Origin of the sequence: Achromobacter sp. 2789STDY5608621 (assembly GCF_001299375.1) — a bacterium.
In the GTDB taxonomy this organism is placed as follows: domain Bacteria; phylum Pseudomonadota; class Gammaproteobacteria; order Burkholderiales; family Burkholderiaceae_B; genus Achromobacter; species Achromobacter insuavis.
The window spans coordinates 355,992-372,098 of record NZ_CYTU01000003.1; the positions used below are offsets into that span (position 1 = coordinate 355,992).

General features: G+C 67.1%; 11 protein-coding genes. 7 read left to right on the top strand and 4 right to left on the bottom strand.

All coding sequences use genetic code 11. From position 1 onward, the window contains the following. Positions 1 to 112: 112 nt before the first annotated feature. The 6 genes from AOZ53_RS05770 (at position 113) to AOZ53_RS05795 (ending at position 9,685) form a co-directional block, all read left to right on the top strand. A complete protein-coding gene (locus AOZ53_RS05770; RefSeq protein WP_054430009.1) occupies positions 113 to 601 on the top strand; it encodes an RNA polymerase sigma factor in 489 nt (162 codons plus the stop codon). Next, positions 598 to 1,530: a FecR family protein gene (locus tag AOZ53_RS05775; RefSeq protein WP_054487176.1), complete on the top strand. Its 933-nt coding sequence runs from the start codon at positions 598 to 600 to the stop codon at positions 1,528 to 1,530. Before AOZ53_RS05770 ends, AOZ53_RS05775 begins: the two co-directional genes overlap by 4 nt. A 263-nt stretch (positions 1,531 to 1,793) precedes the next feature. Further along, positions 1,794 to 4,424 (top strand): TonB-dependent receptor plug domain-containing protein, encoded by a 2,631-nt coding sequence (locus tag AOZ53_RS05780; protein ID WP_054487178.1) that lies wholly within the window; start codon positions 1,794 to 1,796, stop codon positions 4,422 to 4,424. A 127-nt stretch (positions 4,425 to 4,551) separates the two neighbouring features. Beyond that, positions 4,552 to 7,191 (top strand): TonB-dependent receptor plug domain-containing protein, encoded by a 2,640-nt coding sequence (locus AOZ53_RS05785; protein ID WP_054487179.1) that lies wholly within the window; start codon positions 4,552 to 4,554, stop codon positions 7,189 to 7,191. Between the two features lie 131 nt (positions 7,192 to 7,322). Further along, positions 7,323 to 7,985, top strand: coding sequence for a hypothetical protein (locus AOZ53_RS05790; RefSeq protein ID WP_054487181.1), 663 nt, complete (start codon positions 7,323 to 7,325; stop codon positions 7,983 to 7,985). Positions 7,986 to 8,464: 479 nt separating this feature from the next. Continuing rightward, positions 8,465 to 9,685 carry a cytochrome-c peroxidase gene (locus AOZ53_RS05795; RefSeq protein WP_231690571.1) on the top strand — a complete coding sequence of 407 codons (1,221 nt, stop codon included), beginning with the start codon at positions 8,465 to 8,467 and terminating at the stop codon, positions 9,683 to 9,685. 107 nt (positions 9,686 to 9,792) lie between these two features. Here AOZ53_RS05795 and AOZ53_RS05800 read toward each other — a convergent pair whose 3' ends face one another. Genes AOZ53_RS05800 through AOZ53_RS05810 form a run of 3 tightly spaced genes read right to left on the bottom strand, consistent with a single transcriptional unit; the run spans position 9,793 to position 13,600 of the window. Then, the gene (locus tag AOZ53_RS05800; RefSeq protein ID WP_054430021.1) at positions 9,793 to 10,098 is read right to left on the bottom strand and encodes a chorismate mutase; all 306 of its coding nucleotides are present in this window, start codon (positions 10,096 to 10,098) and stop codon (positions 9,793 to 9,795) included. A 5-nt stretch (positions 10,099 to 10,103) separates the two neighbouring features. Beyond that, entirely contained in the window at positions 10,104 to 12,395 is a 2,292-nt protein-coding gene (locus tag AOZ53_RS05805) for a UvrD-helicase domain-containing protein (protein ID WP_054487183.1), read from the bottom strand. Beyond that, entirely contained in the window at positions 12,392 to 13,600 is a 1,209-nt protein-coding gene (locus AOZ53_RS05810; protein WP_006395975.1) for a DesA family fatty acid desaturase, read from the bottom strand. Before AOZ53_RS05810 ends, AOZ53_RS05805 begins: the two co-directional genes overlap by 4 nt. A gap of 328 nt (positions 13,601 to 13,928) precedes the next feature. On the opposite strand from AOZ53_RS05810, the gene AOZ53_RS05815 reads away from it, so the two are divergent. Then, positions 13,929 to 14,324, top strand: a complete 396-nt coding sequence (locus AOZ53_RS05815) for a hypothetical protein (protein ID WP_054487184.1) — start codon at positions 13,929 to 13,931, stop codon at positions 14,322 to 14,324. Between the two features lie 22 nt (positions 14,325 to 14,346). On the opposite strand, the gene AOZ53_RS05820 is transcribed toward AOZ53_RS05815, so the two are convergent. Further along, entirely contained in the window at positions 14,347 to 15,768 is a 1,422-nt protein-coding gene (locus tag AOZ53_RS05820) for an RsmB/NOP family class I SAM-dependent RNA methyltransferase (protein WP_054430337.1), read from the bottom strand. Between the last annotated feature and the right edge of the window lie 339 nt (positions 15,769 to 16,107).

Consider the following 16,107-nt stretch of genomic DNA (forward strand, 5'->3'; position numbering starts at 1 on the left):
GGGCGCGCGCCGTCCGCGCTTTCCCGCGACAGTGAAACACGCATTAACAATAATAATTATCATTTATAATATTCAGCGAATCTGACTCTATCTGGCGCCCGCCGTCAGCGACATGTCTTCGCTTACCGATGTATTTCTCCGGCACTACCGCGAAGTGCTGGGCTTCCTGGCCATGCGCACCGGCTCGCGCGACGTGGCCCAGGACTGCGCCCAGGACACGTGGATCAAGCTGGCCGAGTTCAAGGACAGGACCCTTCCGGACAACGACCGCGCCTATGTCTTCCGGGTGGCGGCCAACATCGCCACCGACTGGCATCGCCGGCGCGGCCGTGAAATGGGCGCGGTCGCCGACTACGCCGCCGCGCAGCCGCCGGCCTTCGAGGCCGACACGCTGGAGGTCGCCTCGGCCAACCAGTTGCTGCGCCGGCTCGAAGCCGCCCTGCTGCGCCAGCCGCGCCGCAGCCTCGACGTGTTCGTCCTGCATCGCCACGAAGGCCTGACCTACCGCGCCATCGCCGAACGCTTCGCCATCTCGGTCAGCGCGGTCGAAAAGCACATGATGCGCATCCTGCTGGCCTGCGACCAGGCCCTGACCGCGTGAACAAGGCCGCCGCCCACGGCAACGCCACGGCCGCCGACGAACAGGCCTCGCGCTGGGTCATCCGCCACAGCGGCCAGCCGCTGGACGCGCAGACGCAGGCCGAATTCGACACTTGGTACCACGCCGATCCCCGCCATGCCGCCGCCTACGACCGCCTGGCGCGCGTCTGGCGCCGCATGGGCGAGATCGACCGAGGCAAGCTGACCGTCCGCCCGCCGCGCAAACGCCGCGCGCTACTGGCCCTGGCGCTGGTCACGGCCGCGGGCATGGCCGCCTATACCCTGCGCGACTTCCAGCCGGGCGCCGACTACGCCAGCGGCACGCAGCCGCTGCGCGTCGCGCTGCCCGACGGCTCGCGCGCCATCCTGGACGCGCATTCGGCCATCGCCTTGGACTTCGGACCGGGCAAGCGCGAAGTGCGTCTGCTGGCCGGCCAGGCCCTGTTCGAGGCGACGCCCCGCGGCGCCGATGGCCCCGCCTTCACGGTCGTCACCGCGGACGCCAGCGCCACCGCGCTGGGCACGCGCTACGCGGTCGCCCGCGATGCCGATGCGACCCGCGTCACCGTCTACCAGCATCAGGTGGCGGTGCAATGCCAGGCCTGCGCCGACGGGCAGCCACAGATCCTCGAACCGGGGCAACGCATCACGGTCTCGGCCGGCGGCATGATCCGCGACCCGGCGCCGCGCGAAACCGCCCCCGCCTGGAGCCAGGGACTGCTGGCCTTCAACGACACCGCGCTGCCCGACGCCGCCGCGCAGCTGGCGCGCTACACCGGCAAGCGCATCCTGGTGCTGGGCGAACTGGCGCGCGGCACCCGCGTGTCCGGCACGGCGAGCATCGCCGATCCCAAGCGCGCGCTCGACCTGCTGCTGGCGCAGACCAAGGTCGGCATCACCGATCTGCCCGGCCTGCTGATCCTGCGCTGAGGGATTTCTCTTGCAGGGCTGGCGGGTTCGGCGCGATCCGCATGGCCGGGCATCGCCTGCACCTCAGGCGCATCAGCTTCCCGCGACGCCGCCCTTTCACGCTCCCCGCTACTCGCGATATCCCGGACTGCGCTCGCCGTCTTCCGCTGGGATTCTCAATCAGTAAATAAGAATCAATATAAATTATTCATCAACTTTGCAATGAGGGGTTGCGTCCTACGCCGCGTCCTACGGCTGACATCAACACAGCGTAGGACGTTTTCATGCCTTTCCCTCTTGACCGCAAACGCCGGCCCAGCGCCTCGGCCGCCCTTCTTTGCGTCATGCTGGCCATTGCCGCGCCCGTCATCGCCCAGCCGCCCGCGCGCACCATTGTGTATGACATTCCGTCGCAGGCGCTGGGCGACGCCCTGCTCGCGCTCGGCCGCCAATCGGGCCTGGAGATCTCGTTCCCGCCAGCCGCCGTGGCCGGCAAGGTATCGCCCACCCTGCAAGGCGAGTATTCCGCCCTGCTGGCGCTGGACCGCCTGCTGGCCGGTTCCGGCCTGGCCCTGCGCGCCGACGGCCCGGGCCGCTACATCGTCTTCGTCGACAAGACCCATCCCTTCTCCACCTCTCGGCTGGAGCCGGTGCGGGTCTACGGCGAGCAGGCCGGCGAACGCATCTACAGCCAGGAAGAGATCGCCGAAACGCCGTCGTCCAACCGCGACCTGAGCACGCTGGTGGCCAGCCACCCGGCGGTGCGCACCAACCCAGGCGTCAGCGGCTCGCAGAACCGCGGCTCGCTCAACGTCGAAGACATCTCCTTCCACGGCTCCAGCCCCTACCAGAACCTGTTCCAGATCGACGGCATCGACGCCACCAACCGCGTCGACCCGGCCAGCAAGAACCTCAACCTGCAGGTCGGCAACGTCCCCAGCAACCCGCAGTCGTACTTCGTCGACACCAGCCTGCTGGAGGCGGTGCGCGTGTACGACAGCTTCGTGCCGGTCGAATACGGCCGCTTCACCGGCGGCGTGGTCGATGCGCGCCTGCGTCGCTTCTCCGGCGAGAACCACCTGAAGTTCGACTACCGCTGGAACACCTCGAAGATGACGCAACAGCAGGTGTCCGAGGGCGAGGAGAACAGCTGGGCGCAGGGCCAGCCCGGCTATTCGCCCGAATGGAAGAAGCGCTTCTATTCGGCCGTGGGCGATTTCGCCTTCAACGACAAATCCGGCGTGGTGCTGGCCATGTCGCGCCGCGAATCCGACATCACGCGCTGGAACATGGGGGTGGACGACAAGGGCCAGCCGCAACAGGGCCAGGACACCTACCGCGACCGCGTCGACAACTTCCTGGGCAAGTTCAGCGTGCGCGCCAGCGCCGACACCACCGCCGACCTGACGCTCAAGTACAGCGACCGCAGCGAGACCTTGTCGAGCTACCTGTTCCGCGACACGCACTGGGACAACAACCACGGCGCCTACGGCCTGAGCGGCAACCTGGACCACCTGTTCCAGGGCGGCCGCGTCTCGCTGCAGGCCGGCTGGGACCATGCCACCAGCGATCGCCAGTCGGTCGGCGATGAACTGGTGACCTATCAACCCTACAGGCTGCCGCAATACACCGCGGGCGGCTTCGGCAAGGAGCAGACGCGGCAGGACACCTGGACCCTCAAGGGCCGCATCGATCTCGATCCCGTGCGCACCGGCATCTTCACCCACAGCCTGTACGCGGGCGCCGACCTGCAGCAGATCGACGCCGGCTTCAAGCGCTTCCAGGATTCGTATTCGTTCCGCCGCGCCTACAACAACAAGGGCACCTACCAGGACTTCAGCAAGGTCCACTACCTGCCCGGCACGGTCAACGTGAAATACAACATGGCCAGCGTGTACCTGTCCGACCGCATCGAATGGCAACGGCTGGCGCTGGATGCGGGCGTGCGCTACGACCGCGAGACCTTCCTGGGCAACACCAACCTGTCGCCGCGCACGCGCCTGGAATGGGACGTGCTGGGCTCGGGCGACACGCTGCTGAGCGCGGGCTGGTCGCGCTACTACGGCAGCGAGGTGCTGGAAACCGCGCTGGAAGCCGAGCGCAGCCGCCTGCGCCGGCAGGTGCTCGACAGCAAGGGAAGGCCCGTGACCGACGGCGGCAAGGAATACTTCGTGGACTACCGCGGCCTGCGCATGCCCTACGACGACGAATGGGCGGTCTCGCTGCGCCAGCGCATGGCGGGCATCGAGGGCCTGCTGAGCTACGTGCACCGCAATGGCCGCGACCAATGGACCAAGAGCGGCACGCAGGCCACGGGCTACACCTACAACAACGACGGCTTTTCCACCACCGACGGCGTCAGCCTGACGCTGCGCACGCTGGAACCCTGGCGCCTGGGTCCGACGCGCTGGAACATGCAGGCATCGTGGAGCTGGCAGAAGCGTAAGACCAACGGCGACCTGGTCACCGGCTACACGGCCGATGCGCGCGATCCGGATGACCGGGTGATCTACAACGGCTCGGAGATCCGCGCCATCGACCTGCCGCCCAGCACCTTCTACCAGCCCCAGGTCGCTACGCTCACGCTGATCGGCGCCTACCCGCGCGCCGGCCTGACCTGGAGCAACAAACTGAACTGGCGCAGCAAGCGCGACGCCACCATCCACGTCGGCGTCGGTCCGCGGCCGGATTACCTGGACCGCTACGAATCCGGCGAGCTGCCGTCGTACTGGACCTGGGACACCAAGCTGGCGTGGCAGCCGACCTTCGCGCGCAACCTGGAATTCACGGTGGAAGTGCTGAACCTGCTGAACCGCATGCCGGCGGTCACGGCCAGCAATCCCAACCTGAAGACCAACCGCAGCACGTTCCAGTCGGGACGCGAGCTGTGGTTGCAGGTGGGGTATCGGTTCTGAAGCGGCGCCCGCCCCTTCCCTTGGTCTGAACTTGCAGGTGCATGCAGGGTTTTCGCCGTCCGGGCGCTGAGGTCTGCCGCCGCCCGGCGCGTCCTCTGGCTGAATTCAAAACAGCCAGAGGTGCCCCATGCTTTTCTCCTTTACTCCTTCGTCCAGGCGCCGCTACGGCGCCTGGGCCACAGCCGTCTGCACGGCGCTGACCTGGGCCGCGCCGTCAGCGGCCCAGCGCGCCCCGCTCGCCCACGTCTACGACATTCCCGCCCAAGCGCTCGGTGACGCGCTGCTGGCGCTCGGCCGCCAGGCCGGCCTGGAAATCTCCTTCCCGCCGGCCGCCGTCGCCGGCAAGGTCTCGCCCGCCCTGCAAGGCGAGTATTCGGCGCTGCTGGCGTTGAACCGCCTGCTGGCCGGCTCCGGCCTGGCGCTGCGCGCCGATGGGCCGCGGCGCTATATCGTCTTCGCCGACAAGGCCACGCCGTTCTCGGCGTCGCGGCTGGAGCCGGTGCGGGTCTACGGCGAGCAGATCGGCGAACGCATCTATAGCCGCGAGGAAATCGCCGCGACGCCCTCGTCCAATCGCGATCTGAGCACGCTGGTGGCGACGCATCCGGCGGTGCGTACCGATCCGGGCGCGGCCAGTTCACAAAACCGAGGCTCGCTCGACGTGGAAAGAATTTCATTTCACGGCGCCAGCCCCTACCAGAATCTGTTCCAGATCGACGGCACGGACGCCACCAACCGGGTGGACCCGGCCAGCCGCAACCTGAACCTGCAGATTGGCAACGTGCCCAGCAATCCGCAGTCGTACTTCATCGACACCCACCTGATCGACCAGGTCCGGGTGTACGACAGCTTCGTGCCGGTCGAGTACGGCCGCTTCACGGGCGGCGTGGTCGATGCGCGCCTGCGCCGCTTTTCCGGCGAGAACCACCTGCAATTCGATTACCGCTGGAACACCTCGAACATGACCCGACAGCAGGTCGCTCAAGGAGAAGAAACCAAATGGGCGCAAGGCAGCCCTGGATACTCGCCAGCGTGGACGAAACGCTTTTACTCGGCCGTGGGCGATATCGCTTTCAACGACAAGTCTGGTGTGGTGCTCGCCCTGTCGCATCGGCAATCCGACATCACTCGCTGGATCATGGGCGCGGACGACAAGGGCGAGCAGCCCCTGGCTACCCAGAACACCTATCGTGACCGCATCGACAATTTCCTGGGCAAATTCAGCGTGCTGGCCAGCGCTGATACCACGGCCGACCTGACGTTGAAGTACAGCGACCGCAGCGAAAGGCTGGCCAGCAATACCTTCCGCGACACGCACTGGGACAACAACCATAGCGCCTATGGCCTCAACGGCAATCTGGAGCGGCAATTGCAAGGCGGACGATTGACGTTGCAGGCAGGCTGGGACCGTGCCAGCAGCAACCGCCAATCGGTCGACAACGAATTCGTCACCCACGTGGTGTACAAGCTGCCGAAATACACCACGGGCGGCTTCGGCAAGGAACAGACGCGGCAGGACAGCTATACCCTCAAAGGCCGCATCGACCTGGATCCGTGGAACACCGGCGCGTTCACGCATACCTCCTATGCCGGCGTCGATCTGAACCAGATAACCGCCGGGTTCGAGCGCTTGCGGGATTCCTATTCCTACAAGCGCACCTACAACGGCGCCGGCGCCTACCGGGACAGCAACAAGAGCCACAACCTGCCCGGCACCGTCAATGTCAGGTACCACATGGCAAGCCTGTACCTGTCCGATCGCATCGAATGGCGCAGGTTGGCCCTGGATGCTGGCCTGCGATATGACCAGGAGAGCTTCCTCGGCACCCACAACGTGTCGCCGCGCACCCGCCTGGATTGGGACCTGTTCGGCGCCGGCGGCACCCTCCTGAGCGCGGGATGGTCGCGTTACTACGGCGCCGAGGTGCTTGAAACCGCCCTGGAAGCCGAACGCCATCGCCTGAGCCGCCTGGAGATCGACGGCAAGGGCAATCCCGTTGACGATGGCGCCAAGCCCTATAGGGTGGATTACGACGGATTGCGGCTGCCCCATGACGACGAATGGGCGGTTTCGCTGCGCCAGCGTCTGGCCGGGCTGGAAGGCCAGCTGAGCTATGTGCACCGCAACGGCCGGGACCAGTGGACCAAGCGCAGCACCGGCATTGGCAGTTACCGGTACACCAATGACGGCCGATCCACCACTGACAGCGTCACCCTGGCACTCAGCACGCTGGAGCCGTGGCGCGTCGGCAAGACCCGCTGGAACCTGCTGGCCACCTGGGGATGGCAAAAGCGCAAGACCAACAACGACCTGCTCAAGGGCTATGACGGCGATGCGCGCGATCCCGACGACCGCGTGATCTACAACGGCGCCGAGATCCGCGCGATCGACCTGCCGCCCACCAGTTTCTACCAACCCCAGGTCGCCGCGCTCACCCTGATCGGCGCCTATCCGCGCATGGGCCTCACCTGGAGCAACATGCTGAACTGGCGCGGCAGGCGCGATGCCACGATCTATGAAGGCCGGGGACCCAAGCCGGAATACCTCGACCGCTTCAAATCCGGCGGCCTGCCCTCGTACTGGACCTGGGATACCAAGCTCACCTGGCAGCCCACTGCCGTGCCCAGCATGGAATTCGCGATCGAGGTGCTGAACCTGCTGAACCGCATGCCCGCGCTCACCGCGACCAACCCAAGAGGAAAGACCACGCCCAATACTTTCCAATCCGGCCGCGAACTCTGGCTCCAGGTCGGCTACCGCTTCTGACCGCAAATCAGACCAGGCACCATGGAGCGCCGGCGGCCTTGTCCCTACCATGCTTCGTGGCCATCCCGGCCATGGCGCATCAGCCTCGCCGCTGGAACCCGCGGGCCGCGCCACCACGCAGGAGCACGCGCATGGCATTGAACCGAGCCCAAACCAGAATCAAAGCCGCCATCGTGGCCCACGGCAGGCGGCATCGCATCAACGCCCCGACCATCCAGATCGCGGCGGACGTCGCCTATCTCGAATCATCGTTCGGCGCAGACTCTCACAGCGCCAGTCCCGGTTCGACCGCGTCCGGACTGTTCCTATACACCGACGAAGCCTGGCGCGAGCATCACTACACGCTGGGCAGCAAGGACGATCCGTCCAACCAGACCGCCGCCTTCTACAACGACCTGGCGCTCTACGTGTCCTGGTACACCAGCCCCGCCACCAATCGCCATATCCCCGACGACATGTCGCTGGGGGAATTCGCCTTCATCATGCACCACGGCGGCCGCGGCAGCATTCCATTGCCCAAGGACGTGGCCCTGGACCGCTATCGCAAGGAAATCACCGACAAGACGCGGGCATTGACCGCCACCCACCCCGATCCCCAACCCGGCGCGCTGGTGCTCGACGCGGATGCCTACACCGGCTACCCCGTCGAGGGAGACAGCGCGGGCTGCATCAAGCTGGCGCCCGATGGCGTGGCCTACATCGACTACATCCTGGAACCGCTGCTCTCCCAGGAAGAAAAACGGGCCATCGTCGCACGCGATCCGGACGGCGCATTCCATATTCTCGATGCCTGAGGCCGTGGCAAGCACGTTCCCGATGCCGGCGGCCCCGGCCGGAATGGGCTCGCGGGCGCGACGATGGTGGCGATACGGACTCCCGATGCCGGACCGTTCGCGCCCCCGGGCCCAACTTCAGGGCCCAACCTCAGCGCTCAATCGACAGATCGAGATCCATATAGATTATTCATCGCTTGGGCACTGAGGTATCGCCACCGTCGTTGCGTCCTACGTCTGACATCAACGCAACCCGGAACGTATCCATGCCCCTGCGTGGCAGCGCCAGGCCCCGAACGGGCGCCCTGGCTGTCCCTCTTGGCGCCTCCTATCTTGGCGCCTCTTTCCTTCGCGCCTCTTTCCTTCGCGCCTCCCTTCTTTGCACCTCCTTTCTTTGCGCCTCGCCTCTTTACGCCGCCCATCCCGGTGCCGCCCCTCCTAGCGCCGTCCTGGCACTGGCCGATACAGCCACCGCCGCCGGCCAGGCCGATCCCCCCGCCATCGCCGATGCGCCCGCCTGCCACACGCAGGCGGGCTGGGACCTCGCCTGCCTGCGTGCGCGCTATGCCGGCCCCGCCGCCGGATGGCCCGCGCCCACGATCGACGCCGGCGTGCACTGGACCGAATGGGCGGCCGTCCCGCCGGCTTCCAGCCCGCCGCTGCAATGGACCGCCCCGAATGCCGGCCAGGCGGAACTGGCGGCCGACGTGGCCAGGCCAGCGGTCGTGACGCTCGGACAGATGCTGTTCTTCGATGCCCGCCTGTCGCGCAAGGGCCAGGTCTCCTGCGCCTCCTGTCACCAGCCGCAGCGCGCCTTCACCGACGGCCTGCCGCTGGCGGTGGGCGAGGACAAGCTGATGGGCCGGCGCCGTTCCACGCCGCTGTATGCCGCGCCGTTCGCGCCGCGCCTGTTCTGGGACGGCCGCGCGGCCAGCCTCAAGGAACAGGTGATGGGACCGCTGCAAGACCCGCGGGAGATGAACCATGACGCTGTCGGGGCGGTGACTCGGTTGCGGGAGAACCACATGTATCCCGCGCGCTTCCTCGAGGCGTTCGGCGGCGCGCCGGCAGCGTCTTCTTCAACGGTTGCAGCGTCTTCTTCAACGGTTGCATCAGCTTCATCAGCGGCCGCCTCGACAGCATCGGCAACGGCAGCTACGACACCGGTGGCTCAGGCGCCAGCGGCATCGACACCGACATCCGCAGTCGACGCCGACCGCCTGGCGCGCGCGCTGGCCGCCTACGTGGCCTCGCTGCGGCCGGAGAAAACACGCTTCGACGATTTCCTGTCGGGCCGCGCCGATGCGCTGGACGACACCGAGCTGCTGGGCCTGCACCTGTTCCGCACCCAGGCGCGCTGCATGAATTGCCACAACGGCCCGCTGCTGAGCGATCACCAGTTCCACAACATCGGCCTGTCGTTCTACGGCCGCCGCAACCAGGACCTGGGGCGCTATGAGGCCACGCGCGATCCCGCCGACCTGGGCAAGTTCCGCACGCCAAGCCTGCGCAACGTGGCGCAGGCCGGCCCGTGGATGCACAACGGCCTGTTTCCGGACCTGCGGGGGCTGCTGCGGATGTACAACGCCGGCATGGGCCGCGAAGCGCCGCCGGCCGATCCCCCGGACCCGTATGCGCCACGCAAGTCGGAACACATCAAGCCGCTCGACCTGAGCCCGGCCGAGATCGACGCCCTGCTGGCGTTCCTGAAGACCTTGTAGAGCGCCGCGTCGGGCTGAAAAAAGAATGGCCGCGGCAATGCCGCGGCCATGAGGCTTTCGCTGCGCGGACGGCCGCGCCCTTGCGGACGGCGGTCGTCAGGCGCGCGTCACGAGTAGGGACGCTCGCGCAACCGGGTGTGATGATCGACCACCGTGTCGATCACTTCGCGCAGGATGGTTTCGGCCAGGGCCGGCGGCACGCCGGCCTCTTCGGCCAGGCGCCGGATGCGCTGGACCTGCTGGTCTTCGCGCACCGGATCCACCAAGTCCATGTCGTTGGCCTGCTTGAGTTCACCGATCATGTCCGTGCAGCGGAAGCGCACGCCGAGCAGCAGGATGATCTGCTGGTCGATCTCGTCGATTTCGGCGCGCAGCGATGCCAGTTCGGCTTTCGGGGAGTCTTGATTGGCCATGTCTTTCAACCTTGAACGATATCCAGCTTGGCGATGCCCAGCGCCAGCGTCTTGGCGCCGACATCGCGGAAATGGATTTCCGCCTGGGCATCCTGTCCCGCGCCGCTCAGGCTGACGATGGTGCCGTCGCCGAAACGCGCGTGGTGCACGCCCTGTCCCACACGATACTGCTTGTCGCCCACCGTGACGCCGGAGGCCGTGCCGCGCGGTTGACGCGGCGCAATGGTGTTGGTCGGCTTGCGGCCAAACGCGTCGCCGCGGTTGCCGTTCCAGCCGCCGCCGGCGCTCAGGGCGGGCGCCAGCCCGGCCTTGGGCGACAGCCACTTCAGGTGCTGCTCGGGGATTTCGTCGAGGAAGCGCGACCGCATGGCGTAGCGCGTCTGGCCATGCAGCATGCGGCTTTGAGCCAGGCTGATGTACAGGCGCTGGCGCGCGCGGGTGATCGCCACGTACATGAGGCGGCGCTCTTCCTCCAGGCCGGACTGTTCCAGGATGCTGTTCTCGTGCGGGAACAGGCCTTCCTCGAGGCCGGTGATGAAGACGGCGTCGAACTCCAGGCCCTTGGCCGCGTGCACGGTCATGAGCTGCACGGCGTCCTGGCCCTGCTGCGCCTGGTTGTCGCCGGCTTCGAGCGCGGCATGCGACAGGAAGGCGGCCAGCGGCGTCAGGCCATCGGAAACCACCGGCGGCGCATCGACCACGCCGGGCATCAGCGTGCTGGAGGTGTCCTGGTCGGGCACCACGCCGGCGGGCATGCCGTCGTAGTTTTCCTCGGACGCGAACACCGCCGCGGCGGTGATCAGTTCGTTCAGGTTTTCGAGGCGCTCGGCGCCTTCGCGCTCGGCCTTGTAGTGCGCGTTCAGGCCGCTGGTCTCGAGCATGTGCTCGACCATTTCGGGCAGCGGCAGGTCGCGCGTTTCCTCGATCAGGCGATGGATCAGCTGGGCGAACTGGGCCAGGTTGGAGCCGCCCTTGCCCGCCACCAGCGCCACGGCCGCATACAGGCTGGAATCATGCGCGCGGGCCGCGTCGGCCAGCTGCTCCAGCGTGCGCGCGCCGATGCCGCGCGTCGGGAAGTTGACCACCCGCATCCACGAGGTGTCGTCGTGCGGATTGGACATCAGGCGCAGGTAGGCCAGCGCGTGCTTGATTTCCTGGCGCTCGAAGAAGCGCAGGCCGCCGTAGACCTTGTACGGAATGCCGGCCGAGAAGATGGCGTGCTCGATCACCCGCGACTGCGCGTTGCTGCGGTAGAGCACGGCGATCTCGCGGCGCAGGCTGCCTTCGTGGATCAGCGAGCGGATCTCGTCGACGATCCATTGCGCTTCCATACCGTCCGAGGGCTGCTCGATGACGCGCACCGGCTCGCCCTCGCCCTGGTCGGTCCAGAGGTTCTTGCCCAGGCGGCCGCTGTTGTGGCCGATGAGCGCATTGGCGGAATCCAGGATGTGGCCGTACGAGCGGTAGTTCTGCTCCAGGCGGATGACGGTGCCGTGCGCGTAGTCGCGCTCGAAATCGGACATGTTGCCGACGTTGGCGCCGCGGAACGCGTAGATGGACTGGTCGTCATCGCCCACGGCGAAGATCGCCGCGCCACCGCCGGCCAGCAGCCGCAGCCACTTGTACTGCAGCGTGTTGGTGTCCTGGAACTCGTCGACCAGGATGTGGCGGAAGCGGCGCTGGTAGTGCTCGCGCACCGGCGCGTTGCGCGACAGCAGTTCGTAGGCGCGCAGCAGCAGCTCGGCGAAGTCGACCACGCCTTCGCGTTGGCACTGGGCTTCGTAGAGCTGGTAGATCTCGATCAGGCGGCGGCGGTGCGCGTCATAGGCTTCGACGTCGGCGGGGCGCAGGCCCTCTTCCTTGGCGCCGTTGATGAAGCGTTGCACGTCGCGCGGCGGATACTTCTCGTCGTCGACGCCGTTGGCCTTCATCAGCCGCTTGATGGCGGCGAGCTGGTCGGTGACGTCGAGGATCTGGAAGGTCTGCGGCAGGCCGGCGTCGCGATGGTGCGCGCGCAGCATGCGGTTGCACAGGCCGTGGAAGGTGCCGATCCAGAGGCCGCGCGTATCGATCGGCAGGATGGCCGACATGCGCGCCAGCATCTCGCGGGCGGCCTTGTTGGTGAACGTGACGGCCAGCAGCCCAAAAGGCGAGGCCTGGCCGGTTTGAATCAGCCAGGCCATGCGGGTGGTGAGCACCCGGGTCTTGCCGCTGCCCGCCCCGGCCAGGACCAGGGCGTGCTGCGGTTCTAACGTTACTGCGGCGCGTTGTTCAGGATTGAGCTTCTCTAGCATCATGCCGCGTAGCGGCGCAGACGTTGAGCGAATTGCTCGAGCCCGGCGATGCCGCTTTGCTGGGCGCGCTGGCACCAGGCCTGCAGGTCATGGAGGAGCTGTTCGCTGCTGGCGCTGGAGCTTTCCCAGATACGGCCGAGTTCGCGGCGCATCTGCACCAGCGTCGACAGCGACTGGTTCTGGGCGATGGCCTTGTCCACGGCTTCGAGCTGTTCCGGCTGGAGGATGTCCTCGTTGCGGTGGATGGCGCGGCGCACCTTGTGCAGCTTGTTCCAGCCGCAATCGGCGTTGCCGTCCTGGCGCGAGGCCTTCAGCTTGGCGAGTTCTTCGCGGGCGGCGCTCTTGATCACGTCCGCGTAGCGGGCCATGACTTCGTAGCGGTGCGTGATCACGCCCTGCAGCGTGCGCAGGTCGATGCCGGTCTTGGAATCATCCAGCTTGAGCTTGGGCGCGACCTTCTTGATCTTGGCCAGGCCCAGGAACTTCAGGATGTTGATGTAGCACCAGCCGATGTCGAATTCGTACCACTTGGCCGAGAACTTGGCCGACGTGCCGTGGGCGTGATGGTTGTTGTGCAGCTCTTCGCCGCCGATCACGATGCCCCAGGGGAACACGTTGGTGCTGGTGTCCGGGCTGTTGTAGTTGCGGTAACCCCAGTAGTGGCCGATGCCGTTGACGACGCCGGCCGCCCAGAAGGGAATCCAGGCCATCTGCACCGCCCACACCGTGACGCCGATCGCGCCGAACAGGGCGATGTCGATGGCGAGCATGGTCAGCACGCCCCACAGGCTGTGCTTGCTGTAGACGTTGCGTTCGAGCCAGTCGTCAGGCGTGCCGTGGCCGAACTTGGCCATGGTTTCCTTGTTGTTGGATTCTTCGCGGTAGAGCTCGGCGCCGCGGAACAACACCTTCCAGATGCCGAACAGGATGGGCGAATGGGGATCGCCTTCCTTTTCGCACTTGGCGTGGTGCTTGCGGTGGATGGCAACCCATTCCTTGGTGACCATGCCGGTCGTCATCCAGAGCCAGAACCGGAAGAAGTGCATCACGGCCGGATGCAGATCCAGGCCCCGGTGCGCCTGGCTGCGGTGCAGGAAGACGGTAACGGACACGATCGTGATGTGCGTCACGACCAGGGTGAAAACGACGACCTGCCACCAAGTCGCTTGGGTCAGACCGCCGGCAATGAAGGAGAGGATGTAATCCATAAAGCTGTAATGAGCCTCGCTTGAAGAGTGCCTGAAGTTTAGCTTACCTTTGCCGCGTTATGACAATGGAGTTTCAAAATAGTTTTTGAGGGAAATCAAGGACTAAGCCCTACTTTTGACCACACTGCGGCAGGCGCGCGACCGAGTCGGCGACCCTTGGCGACGATGACGGCGTGTCCCGGGCCGGGAAGCGCCCACGTCGGGCACTTCGTTTTGGCTACATTCCGTGATTAAAGTTCCTGTCAGGCTGGGGCGCTGTCTTGCGGGCGCCACGCGTCTGGCGCACACTTCGGTCCGCCATCACCGTCACCGCCGTTCCCCTCCCGCGATGTTCCTCGAAAAAATCCGTCCCCATTTTGTCGCCCTTCTGACCATCACCGGCCTGGCCGCCATGGCGCCCGCCAGCGCCCAGTCGCTGAAAACCGGGGACGTAGCTGTGCTGGCGTCCTATTACGAGATCCGCGGCTCGGATTGCCTGGCGCTGCGCGCGCCACGCGTCACCATCACGCTGCAGCCGCGCCTGGGCGTCGCCAGCATCGTCCAGACGCGGGGCCAGTCCGGCGACTCGGGCCGTTGCGCATATAAGACAGTGCCGATCGCGCAACTGCTCTACCAGGCCAACCAACCCGGGTCGGATTCGCTGGCCTGGGAGGTGAAGTACCAGAACAAGACCATCGGAACCCGCCGCTACAGCGCCACGCTGGGCATCACGCCGGCTCCCTGAGCCGGCGCGAGGACCGGCCCGCTCAGGCGGCGGGCTTGTCCTGAGCAGCCTCGGCCGGGGCATCGGCCGTCACCGGCTCCCCCGCTTCCTGCGCCGCGGGCGTCTCGGCGTCCGCTTGCGCCAGCGCGGCGACTTCCTCCGGCGCTTCGGCGCCCGCTTCCGTCAGCTCGGCCGCTGCCGCCGGCGCTTCGGCCTGGGCTTCGCCTTCCGCGGCGGCCTCGCCCTTCTTGCGGCGCTCGAAGACGGCCGCGAAGAACCCGTCGGTGCCATGCACGTCGGGACGCAGCTGGACGTAGGGTCCTTCCAGCTTCAGGTTGTCGCAGCGGGCCGCCAGGATCTCGGCCGCATCCACGCGCTCGAAATCCGGGTGGCTGGCCAGGAAGCGATCGGCCTGCACCTCGTTTTCCTCGGCCAGCAGGCTGCAGGTGGCGTACACCAGCCGGCCGCCGGGCGCCACGCAGCGCGCGGCGCTGTTGAGGATGCGTTCCTGCAGCTGGCCCAGTTCGGCCAGCGACTCGGGGTGCTGGCGCCACTTCAGGTCGGGGTTGCGGCGCAAGGTGCCGATGCCGCTGCAAGGCGCGTCGACCAGCACGCGCTGGGCCTTGCCGGCCAGGCGCTTGACGCGGGCGTCGTTCTCGCTGTCGATCGCCACCGGCACCACGTTCGACAGGCCGCTGCGGGCAAAGCGCGGCTTGGCGCGCGCCAGGCGGGCGGCCGAGACGTCGAAGGCATAGAGGCGGCCGGTCGAACGCATCAGCGCGCCCAGCAGCAGGGTCTTGCCGCCGGCGCCGGCGCAGAAATCGATGATCATTTCGCCGCGGCGCGGGGCCACCAGCAGGGCCAGCAACTGGCTGCCCTCGTCCTGCACCTCGATGCTGCCGTTCTCGAACTGCGGCCAGCGGTTGATGGCCGGACGGCCTTCCATGCGGATGCCCCAGGGCGAGTACGGCATGGCCACGGGTTCGTAGCGGCCGGCGCTCTGTTGCAGTTCGGTCAGCATGGCGTCGCGCTCGACCTTGAGCGGATTGACGCGCAGGTCCAGGCTGGCCTGGCGGTTGAGCGCCTCGATCAGGGTTTCGGGGCTCTCCATGGCGCCCAGGCGCTCATCGAGCCAGTCGGGGATGCTGCCGCGCACGGCGCGGGGCAGCGTCGCCAGGTCGATCTGGAGCACGCGTTGCAGCCATTCGGCTTCGGCCGCGTCCAGGCCTTCCTGCAGCGCTTCCGCGCCCAGGGTGGCGGCCAGGCCGAGGATGGCCAGGCGGCGCGAAGCCGGGCCGACGCCGCTTTCGCCGAACTGGCGGTAGCGGCGCAGGTGGCGCAGCACGTCGTAGACGGCTTCGGCAACCTCGGAACGGTCGCGCGCGCCCAGGCCGGGGTGGCCGCGCAGCCAGTGCGACAGGGCGGCGTCGGCCGGGTAGGTCCATTGCAGGATCTCGCCCAGCACGCGCTGCACCTGGTCGATGCGGCTGGCGGCGTAGGACAGGCGCGGACGGTTGAATTGCGGTTTTTGCGGCGCGGCGTCGCGCTGGCCGTGGCCTTCGCGACGGTCGGAACCGTAGGCGCCGCGCTCACCATCGCGGCCTTCGCCGCGCGGAGCGCCGTGGGACGGACGCGAGTCCGGGCGGCCGTAGCCTTCACGGCGGTCCGAACCGAAGGAGCCACGCTCGCCGCCACGGCCTTCGCCGCGCTGGGAGCCGTAGGACGGGCGCGAATCCGGACGGCCGTAGCCTTCACGGCGGTCCGAACCGAAGGAGCCGCGTTCACCGCCACGGCCTTCGCCGCG